This is a genomic window from Pantoea sp. ME81 (genome assembly GCF_903970985.1).
Taxonomy (GTDB): Bacteria; Pseudomonadota; Gammaproteobacteria; order Enterobacterales; family Enterobacteriaceae; genus Pantoea; species Pantoea communis.
In genome coordinates this window covers 1-4,447 of the sequence record NZ_CAJCKS010000275.1, presented here as the reverse complement: position 1 = coordinate 4,447, position 4,447 = coordinate 1, and the positions used below count along the sequence as shown (strand labels likewise).

At 52.6% G+C, this 4,447-nt stretch carries 4 protein-coding genes; all 4 read right to left on the bottom strand.

The window, feature by feature from the left end:
- On the bottom strand, positions 1–1,728 hold a 1,728-nt coding region (locus H7A81_RS26025), incomplete at its 3' end, for an ImcF-related family protein (RefSeq protein WP_220458125.1).
- A 512-nt stretch (positions 1,729–2,240) separates the two neighbouring features.
- The gene (locus H7A81_RS26020; protein ID WP_182059199.1) at positions 2,241–3,431 is read right to left on the bottom strand and encodes a hypothetical protein; all 1,191 of its coding nucleotides are present in this window, start codon (positions 3,429–3,431) and stop codon (positions 2,241–2,243) included.
- Positions 3,431–3,691, bottom strand: a complete 261-nt coding sequence (locus tag H7A81_RS26015) for a PAAR domain-containing protein (RefSeq protein ID WP_166932440.1) — start codon at positions 3,689–3,691, stop codon at positions 3,431–3,433. Before H7A81_RS26015 ends, H7A81_RS26020 begins: the two co-directional genes overlap by 1 nt.
- A 12-nt stretch (positions 3,692–3,703) precedes the next feature.
- On the bottom strand, positions 3,704–4,240 hold the full coding sequence (locus tag H7A81_RS26010; RefSeq protein WP_166932439.1) for a hypothetical protein: 537 nt from the start codon (positions 4,238–4,240) through the stop codon (positions 3,704–3,706).
- Between the last annotated feature and the right edge of the window lie 207 nt (positions 4,241–4,447).

Here is a 4,447-nt window from a genome sequence, read left to right as displayed (position 1 = left end):
GTCAGCAATGGCATCCCCACTCTGCCCGGTCCGCCCCTGCACGCTAAGGGTGTTCATCAGCGCCACCAGCGGCGACTGGCGCACATCCGCCATCAGCGTGAGCTGGTCAATTGCGTCGGAAAGCGTCGGTGCCGGCTGCAGGCGCAGGCTGTTGAGGAAGTTCCGCCAGGCTGCGCTGTAGTCGGCAAAGTATCGGCTGGTGAGCCGCGCCTCCAGCGCTTCGGGTGAGGAAGCATCACCAGCGGGGGGCGGCGCATCACTGAGTACCCAGTCCATCTCCTCACGCCGCTCCCGCGCCACTTTTTCAATCGCGGGTTTAACGCCATCTTCCCAGGCCTGACGGGTGAACATGCCGGGAACAACTTCATCGGTGGTAAACAGCCGACCGGCATCCGTATCGCCGGTCATATCGGCCAGTCGCATATCGGCGTACTGGTGCTTCACCTCTGACTGCACCCGCTGATACTGGCGGGACTCGCTGTTGGTCACCCCCACCTGGCGAACCAGCAGGCCGCGCACCTGCCCGACCAGCTCCGGGTCAGCTTTCAGCGCCCATTCAGGGTGAGCATTGAGATTCTCTGCATAGAAAGCCAGCAGCGGACTCCCGGCGCCCTGCCAGTATGCCTGGTTCAGACCCTGCCGCTGCGTCCAGTTCTGCATCAGCGACTGGCTGAACCAGCGTGGATCCATACGTTCAGGGTGCGTCAGCATCAGATACAGTCTGAGCTGTGTGTAGGCCTGCTTTGACTGCGTTTCGCGCAGTGGGCTGTCAGGTGGGAGTGCGGCATAGGCTTTCAGCGCGTCAGTAAGCTGCAAGGCCGCGGCGTCGCGCAGCAGAGGCAGTGCTGCTTCACGGTAGCGCGGCCACAGGGCAGACAGCAGTTCTTCGTTCTGGCTCAGTCCGAGGCGGTTGTACCAGGGCGTACCATGCTCCTGGCGATACTGTAATTGTCCGATCGTATCCTGAAGCACGCCCATCGCAGCAAGCCGTTGTTTTAAAGACTGACTGCTGTCAGAAGCGTTTTCAGTCACCTGTACGGCATCACCGATAATGCTGCGATTGGCGGCGAAAGAGACCAGCATCCCCGCCCCCCACAGAATGACTAACGCACAGGCGGTTGCAGCGAATATGCGACTCCACTGCAGGCCAGGGCGTATAGGGCGGAGATGTGCAGGCAGTTCGTTTGAGCTCGTGGGCAACGCATCCCAGCGATTGTCCTGTATCCAGCGGTGCGGTATGCCACCCTCGACTTTTCCAGAAGGGGCACTGAAAACAAGGCCTGCCAGCAGGAGTGGGCGGCGTGGGGGCCAAAAGGCAGAAATCATCGCAGCAACAGACTCGGGACTTCGGCTGAGCTGGTCAGCCAGGCCGAGAAGAAAGTGATGCTGCGGATTACCAGCCACCTGCTGAATACCCTGTGAGGTGAGTCGGCCCGTGAGTTCTGCCAGCAGAGCATCAACATTACTGGTTTCAGGCAACTGACAGCCCAGGGGCTGAGTGATACGATCCTTCTGCTCACCGGTGTGCGGATGGAGCGACCAGATAAACAGTGGAAGATGCCACCCCAGGGCATCATAACGGGCTGCGATTCCCTGAACGACAACATCAATGTTCATTGCTGGCGGTAAAGATGCTGAGGCGTCGCGACGGCTTGCCGCACATCGGTCCGCAGCAGACGTAACGTACACCATTGCATCAGCCGGGCGGCGGCTAAAGCCACTCAGCATTTTAAACCAGCTGTTGTTAAGGTTTTCCGACGGGTCTCCCCCCCAGAATAAAAGTGTACCGCCGTCCTCCTGCCAGAGCTGAGTCGGGAGTCCGGGGATCAGAGACTCTACATCCGCAACGCTCCCGGTGATGAGAATGACGCGAACATTATGCCGCCAGCGTAGGCCAGAATTTACACGCAGATGAAGTCTGCACTGTTTTAACGTGTCCCGATAAAAGTCGTTATCAGGCGCATGCTCTGTCTGTTGTGTTTTGGTCCCTGTGAGCGTTATTAATCGCTGCAGGAAAGTCCGTGATACCAGCCAGAGCCACGCCTCGATGAGCAGTTCGTCCATCAGTAATAAAAGCAGACACATCACAGCAGTGATTAATGATGCATAAAGTTTTTGTTCACGACCGCTGAGGTGTAAAAATGGATTATCTGACCAGATGAGACCGGCACTTATTATGAATATAACGGTGATGATAACCCAGGTACTTATCCGTTTATTTTTAATCATACAGCGTTCCTTCAGCTTTCTGATTTACGCACAATTAATTGATGGGCATTATTATCTTCAACCATTACCCACTGAGGGTTTCCTGACAATGCAGCATGTCCACTGGCGCAGATTAAAGCGATATTTCCTGTCGCCGCCCCCGGCACGCCAAACAGATCGTCAATGTCGTAACTCTCTTTATTTCCCGGAACATATCCCAGACGTTCAGCCTGCTGAATTACACGCTGTAGCGACATTTGACTCACACCTGACCGCCAGTGTGTGTGTGGTTCATCATGGGAAAGTTTCCCCCATCGCAGCACATCCTCCAGTGAACTCATCAGCTCTGTTGCCACAACCGGGCGATGGATCAGAACCTCGGATTTAACGTTATGCCGGGACAACCATTCTGGTGTTGCCAGTATGAGTGCCGATACTGACTCAGACTGGCGATCCCGCAGCGAGTGAAAAAGATTGATTTCAACCGACAGCATGACGGTTGATTCATCCTGATCAAGCAAGGGATCCAGCCACATGAGCCCAGTGTCCTCTGTGCTAATCTCAGGTAGGGAAAAAGTATGAGTGGGTGAAATTATGCTCTGCCAGATCCGCCCCACCTGCGAATTAGTCAGCACACCATCGTGTTGAATACGTACAGAAATCTTGTCATCAGAGAGAGCTGACAACTCCGCTTTCAGCATGTGAAGAACATCATTGAGATAACCAGCCAGCCTTTTTTCAAAGGTCAGTATCGGGACATCCGGCATCCAGTCTGACAGACGTGCGGTCGTTACCGCACGCTTTAGTGCTGGACTGTATTGCGAGCACAGCATGCTGCCATGAGTAAGCAATACGGAGCTGAGTTTGTTGCAACCGTAGGGCGTAATAAAAGACTGGCCCAACACACCAGCAGCTCGCTGTCCCTGCTCGACATACCTGTCATGCTGTTGCTGATGAAGCTTGTTCCAGTAGCAGGCCTTATCCCTTTCATTTTCATAAGCCTTTAGCCGGAAACCGTAACACGCAAATCCAGAAGAGAGAGGTATTGCCAGGGTGCAAAACCAGAACCAGACAGAGTCTGTAGGCATATCCCTGGGCCACAGCCAGAGAGAGAGCATCACACCACTTAACGTGATGAGTGCAATGACCAGGATCCATCGCAATGATGAAGGCGCCTCCGGCAGTTGCCGCTTTGGCGGGATTTTTTCCAGTTCAATGGGCATTACTGACGCCTTCCGGCAATGGGTAATGAGGAGATTAATGTGCAGCCACAACCACAGCGGTGCCCCTGAAGTGCAACAGGTTTACCGTTAATTTTTGCCACTTCATCGCCTTCTGCAATGGTCGTCCCGCCATGGGCCGAGCACACCACCTTATCCCCAGCACAGGAAACCTCCTTACCCTGAAATCTTACCCCGGAACTGCCCTGCAGGACGGTGCCACCACTGGACAGGGTATCCCCGATACGAATCACTCCTTTCACTCATTTCTCTCCTTAAAACAGGTAAACCACCAAACCACAGATCACCATTACCGCAATCAGAATGGTGAAAATGTGATATCCCACCTTATCTGTTGCACTGAGTTTCAGGTGCCATCCTGAATTCTGCACAATCTTAAAAATTGGGTTTTTAATATCTCGCGTTCTGAATTTGTAAGCATATTGCTGACCGAATGAACCGTCCTCTTTAATCCCCCATGAAGCTCCCTGACAGAATTCCTTACGACTTCCCAGACACACTTCTTTTTTCTTAATAAAACGTTTTAATTGCGCGTCCCAGTTAATGCCTGTCGATTTTTCTGTGTAACGCACTGTTTTGTTATCCACATCAAAAATCAATCTCAGTTCAAACTGTTTTTTCAACCCCTCCATACCAAAAATCTCAATTGCTTTGGCATCGGCTATTTTCCACGAGGCGATTAGTTCATCCCCTTCAGAAACCACATTAAATGGAACATCAATCTCGTAATTTAGAGACAACAATTCTTTTTTTAACATTAAAAGCGAATCATGCATTTCAGCATCACTCATTATTTCCACCTTCCGTTATAAGAACGTCATACCAGTGGGTCAACAGCACCAATTGATAATGAAAGGGAATCCATTATCCTAAGAAATTAAAGCAGTCCGGCCCAAGGTTGTGCTCTGTTGGCACTCTGCGGTGTCACATGACAGAGCGAGGCGTACCAGGGATTATCTTCGCTGTACAGGGGGCATACCGGGACGTAACAGGTTCAG

Coding starts and splice junctions, on each gene's coding strand:
- H7A81_RS26020 (WP_182059199.1), bottom strand. CDS start 3,431: ATGCCCATTGAACTGGAAAAAATCCCGCCAAAGCGGCAACTGCCGGAG.
- H7A81_RS26010 (WP_166932439.1), bottom strand. CDS start 4,240: ATGAGTGATGCTGAAATGCATGATTCGCTTTTAATGTTAAAAAAAGAA.